We start from the raw sequence: 5,146 nt of genomic DNA, 5'->3' as shown, positions 1-5,146 counted from the left end.
CAGGCCGGCGGCGGCGAGCGCCGGGGCTGCCGCGCGGCGCACGACGCGCCTCAGGGCGCGGGTCAGCCGGGGCAGCGAAGTCTTGCTCATGATGCCTGTCCTGATGTCCTGTGACTGCGTTGGAGTGCTCGCAGCCAGACTAGTTCTATGCTGCTGGCGCCACCGCGCTCCCGCCTCATGCCGTGGCGCAGGCCAATCCCGGCAAAGCGTCAGTAAAAAGTCAGTAAAGCGGTGCGCGGGTGCGGAAATAAATACCGTGCGGCGAGCGGCCCACGCGGATGGTCTTGATCAGCTTGCGGCTGGCCACGTCGATCAGGCCCACCGAGCGCGCCCAGCGGAAACTCACCCACAGGGTCTTGCCGTCCGCGGTCAGTTCCATATCGTCGGGGCCGGCCGGCAGGCCGGCGATATCGCCGACCTTGGTCAAGGTCTGCTGGTCCACGATGCTGATGGTGCCGGAGACCCGGTTGGACAGGAACAGGTGGCGCTTGTCGCCCACCGCGCGGAAGTTATGCGCGCCCTTGCCGGTCGGGATCTGCTTGACCACGGTGCGGGTGTGCCAGTCGATCACCGCCACATAGTCGGCGCCGGTCATGCCCACCAGCAGGTATTTCTGATCGGGCGTGACCCACACGCCCGCCGGCGCAGAACCGGCGTTCATGCGCCACATCACGGTCTGCGTGGGCAGGTCGATGGCGACCACCTCGTTGGAATCCTGCAGCGTGACAAAAGCAACCCGGCTATCGCTGGTAAAGGCGATATGGCTCGGCGTCTTGGCCAGCGGCAACTGCCGGGCGATCTTCAGCGCCTTGCCGTCCCAGCGGTAGACATCGACCCGGTCCAGGCGGTTGCCGGTGGTCAGGAACCATTTCTGGTCGGGCGAGAAGCCGATCTGGTAGGGATCGTCGATATTGGCAACGCGCTGCTGGACCTTGCCCGTCACCGGATCGAGGAAGACGAGGTCGTTGCCCACCGCATTGGCGACGATCAGGGATTTGTCGTCGGGGGTGGCGATCAGGTGGTGGGGCTCCTTCCCGATCGGGAACGTTTCCAGCACCTTCTGGGTGTCCTTGTCGATCAGGGTGACCGTGGCGTCACCCGAGTTGAGCACCACCACCACTTCCGCCGACGCGGGCGCCGCCACTACCCCCAGGGCCAGGGTGCCGATCACGGCAAACCCGGAAACTACACGACGCAAAGCGAGCATAAAGGCTGTTGATCAATGACTTAATCGGCCATTCTAACGTTTCCAGACTGCGAACCGATGACGTAGCTCAACAAACTAACATTTGGTCACAATCTCCCCCGGTCCCGCGCGGGACCGGGGGACCGGCCTCACCGCTGCATGGCCTCCCACACCTTTTGCAGCCGCTTGACCGACATCGGCACCGGCGTGCGCAGCTCCTGCGCGAACAGCGCCACGCGCAGCTCTTCCAGCATCCAGCGGAACTCGTCCAGGCGCGCGTCCTCCACGCCCCTGCCCTGCTGCCGCAGCTGGGTTTCGGCGCGCTGCCATTGCTGCAACAGCGGGGTGATTTCCTGCAGCCGCTGCGTATCGCGCGCCGGGTCGCCCTTGATCTTGTCGATGCGCATGGCGATGCCCTTCAGGTAGCGCGGGAAATGCACCAGCTGCTGGTAAGGCGTGTCGGCCACGAACTGCTTGCCCATCAGCCGCGCCATCTGTGCCTGCATATCGGCATGCGCCGCGGCAAAGGGTTTGGCCTGGATCAGCTTGCGCGGCAGCGTCGCGTACTCGGCCAGCACGGCCGCCACCAGCCGGGCGATCTCCTGCGCCAGCAGGTTCAGGCGCGAACGCCCCTCTTCCTTGCGCGCGGCGAACTCGGCCTCGACGCGCGGCAGCGGCGCCTGCAGGCAGGCCCGCTCCAGCGCCAGCATCACGATCTGGTCGCGCAGCATCTCCTGCGTGCCCAGCGTCATGTACTGCATCGCCATCTGCTGCAGGCCGGGGATATTTTTTTCCAGGAACTTCACCTGCTCGCGCAGTTGCAGCGCGAACAGGCGGCGCAGCCCGGCATGGTGCACACGCACGGCTTCCTGCGGATCGTCGAACACCTCCACGTCGCAATGGGTGGTGTGGTCGACCAGCGCCGGATAGCCGTACAGCGTCTGGTTGCCCTTGCGGATTTCCAGTAGCTCGGGCAGCTCGCCGAACGACCAGCTGGTCAGCTTCTCGTACTGCCCGGCCTCCGCCGCCGGCACATCGCGCGCGGCGATGTTCTGGAACGATTGCTGCGCCTGCCCGCCGAACTCGGCGCGCAGTTGCGCCAGGTTGCGGCCCATGTCCAGTTGCCGGCCATGTTCGTCCACCACCTTGAAATTCATCGCGTGGTGGGCGGGCAAGGTCTCCAGCTTGAAGTCCGCGCGCTTGACCATGGTGCCGGTCTGCTCGCGGATGTCGGCGATCAGCACGTCGAGCAACTCGCCTTCGCCGAAGGGATTGCGCTCGACAAAACCCGCTGCGTAATCGGGCAACGGCACGCAATGGCGGCGCAGCTTCTGCGGCAGCGACTTCAGCAGCAGGTGCACCTTCTCCTTGACCATGCCCGGCACCAGCCACTCGGCCCGCTCCGGGCGCACCTGGTTGAGCGCGTACAGCGGCACGGTCAGCGTCACGCCATCGCGATGGCTGCCCGGCTCGAAATGATAGGTCAGCGACATATCCACGCCCGCCACCGGCAGCACCTTGGGGAACAGGTCGGTGGTGATACCTGCGGCCTCGTGCCGCATCAGCTCTTCGCGGTTCAGGTAGAGCAGCTTGCGGTCGCGCGCGCTTTCGGCCTGATACCACTGTTCGAAGGTGGCCTGCTGATGGATTTCGGCGGGAATCAGGCGATCGTAGAAGGCAAAGATCAGCTCATCGTCGACCAGCACGTCCTGCCGGCGCGCCTTGTGCTCCAGGTTCTCGATCTCGCGCGTGAGGCGCTGATTGTGGGCGAAGAACGGCAGCCTGGTATCGAACTCGCCCTCCACCAGCCCGCGGCGGATAAACAGCTCGCGCGCCTCGGCCGGGTTCATCGGGCCGTAGTGCACGCGCCGGTGCTGGTAGACCACCAGCCCGTACAGCGTGGCACGTTCCATCGCCATCACCTGGCCGGACTTCTTCTCCCAGTGCGGATCGCTCCAGCTCACCTTCAGCAGGTGGCGGCCCACCTGCTCCAGCCATTCGGGCTCGATCCTGGCAAGCGTGCGCGCGAACAGCCGGCTGGTCTCGATCAGTTCCGCGCCGATGATCCAGCGGCCCACCTTGCGCGCGATCAGCGAACCGGGCCACAGGTGGAACTTGATGCCGCGCGCGCCAAGATACTCGCGGCCGCGGCCGTCGGCGTCCTCGAGCTTGCAGCCCACATTGCCGAGCAAACCCGTCAGCAGCGCCTTGTGCACCTGTTCGTAGGTGGGCTCGCTCTCGTTGAGGCGCCAGCCCTGCTCCGTCACCGTGGTCAGCAACTGCGAATGCACGTCGCGCCATTCGCGCAGGCGCACGTGCGAGAGGAAATTGGCGCGGCACTGGTCCTGCAACTGGCGGTTGGTCTTCTTGTGCGCCACCGCCTCCTCGAACCACTTCCACAGCTTGACCCAGCCCAGGAACTCGGACTTCTCGTCCATGAACTTGCGGTGGGCCTGGTCGGCGGCTTCCTGCGCCTCCTGCGGGCGGTCGCGCGGATCCTGCACCGACAGCGCGCTGGCGATGATCAGCACCTCGCGCAGGCAATGGTGCTCGCGCGCGGCGAGCGTCATGCGCGCCACGCGCGGATCCAGCGGCAGGCGGGCCAACTGGCGGCCGGTCTGGGTCAGCGCGTTGGCGTCGTCGCCCACGCTTTCCACCGCGCCCAGTTCCTGCAGCAACTGGTAGCCGTCGGCAATGGCGCGGCCCAGCGGCGGCTCGATAAAGGGAAACGCCTCGATCGCGGTGAGCTTGAGCGCCTTCATCCGCAAGATCACGGCAGCCAGCGACGAGCGCAGGATTTCCGGATCGGTGAAGCGCGCACGGCCGGCGAAATCGGCCTCCTCGTACAAACGGATGCAGACGCCGTTGGCCACCCGGCCGCAGCGCCCGGCGCGCTGGTTGGCCGCCGCCTGCGAGATCGCCTCGATCTGCAGTTGCTCGACCTTGTTGCGGTAGGAGTAACGCTTGACCCGCGCCAGGCCCGTATCCACCACATAGCGGATACCCGGCACGGTCAGCGAGGTTTCGGCCACGTTGGTGGCCAGCACGATGCGGCGCGCGTTCGAGGGCCGGAACACGCGTTCCTGCTCCTGCACCGACAGGCGCGCGAACAGGGGCAGGATCTCGGTGTGCGGCGGATGGTGCTTGCGCAGCGCCTCGGCCGCCTCGCGGATCTCGCGCTCGCCGGGCAGGAACACCAGCACATCGCCCGGGCCGAGCCGGCACAGTTCGTCCACGGCCTCGACGATGCCGTCGAAGAGATCGCGCTCCTTGCTTTGCGCCGATTTGGGCGCAGCTTCGCCCGGCGCGGGCTTATCCTTCTCGATCGGCCGGTAGCGGATCTCCACCGGGTACAGGCGCCCGCTGACCTCGATCACCGGCGCCGGCTTGCCGCCCTGGGCGAAATGCTCGGCGAAGCGCTTCGCATCGATGGTGGCCGACGTGATGATCAGCTTCAGGTCCGGCCGCTTCGGCAGGATCTCCTTCAGGTAACCGATCAGGAAATCGATATTGAGGCTGCGTTCATGCGCCTCGTCGATGATGATGGTGTCGTAGGCCCGCAGCAGTGGATCCGTCTGGGTCTCGGCCAGCAGGATGCCGTCGGTCATCAGCTTGACCGAGGCGCCCGGCGACATGGTGTCGTTGAAACGCACCTGATAGCCCACGTGCTCGCCCAGCGGCGTGCCGATCTCCTGCGCGATCCGCTTTGCGGTGGAGGTAGCGGCGATCCGGCGCGGCTGGGTGTGGCCGATGAGGCCGCCGCCGCCGTCCGCGCCCGGGCCGCGCCCGATCGACAGGCAGATCTTGGGCAGCTGGGTGGTCTTGCCGGAGCCGGTCTCGCCGGAGACGATCACCACCTGGTTGGCCAGCAGGGCCTGCGCGATCTCCTCGCGCCGGGCCGAAACCGGCAGGGCTTCCGGGAACGCGATGGGCGGCAGCGGATTGGCGACGCGAACCGGA

General features: G+C 66.6%; 2 protein-coding genes. Both read right to left on the bottom strand.

Annotation, left to right across the window (positions count from 1 at the left end; all coding sequences use genetic code 11):
• Positions 1-220: 220 nt before the first annotated feature.
• A complete protein-coding gene (locus tag P3W85_RS39585) occupies positions 221-1,207 on the bottom strand; it encodes a beta-propeller fold lactonase family protein (protein ID WP_035810411.1) in 987 nt (328 codons plus the stop codon).
• A gap of 128 nt (positions 1,208-1,335) precedes the next feature.
• Positions 1,336-5,146: ATP-dependent RNA helicase HrpA (hrpA, locus tag P3W85_RS39580; protein WP_276268827.1), on the bottom strand; the 3,811-nt coding region annotated here is incomplete at its 5' end.

The sequence above is a fragment of the Cupriavidus basilensis genome (genome assembly GCF_029335485.1).
Taxonomy (GTDB): domain Bacteria; phylum Pseudomonadota; class Gammaproteobacteria; order Burkholderiales; family Burkholderiaceae; genus Cupriavidus; species Cupriavidus basilensis_E.
Note: the sequence above shows the minus strand (reverse complement) of the source record. Positions and strands in the feature narration are given on the sequence as shown.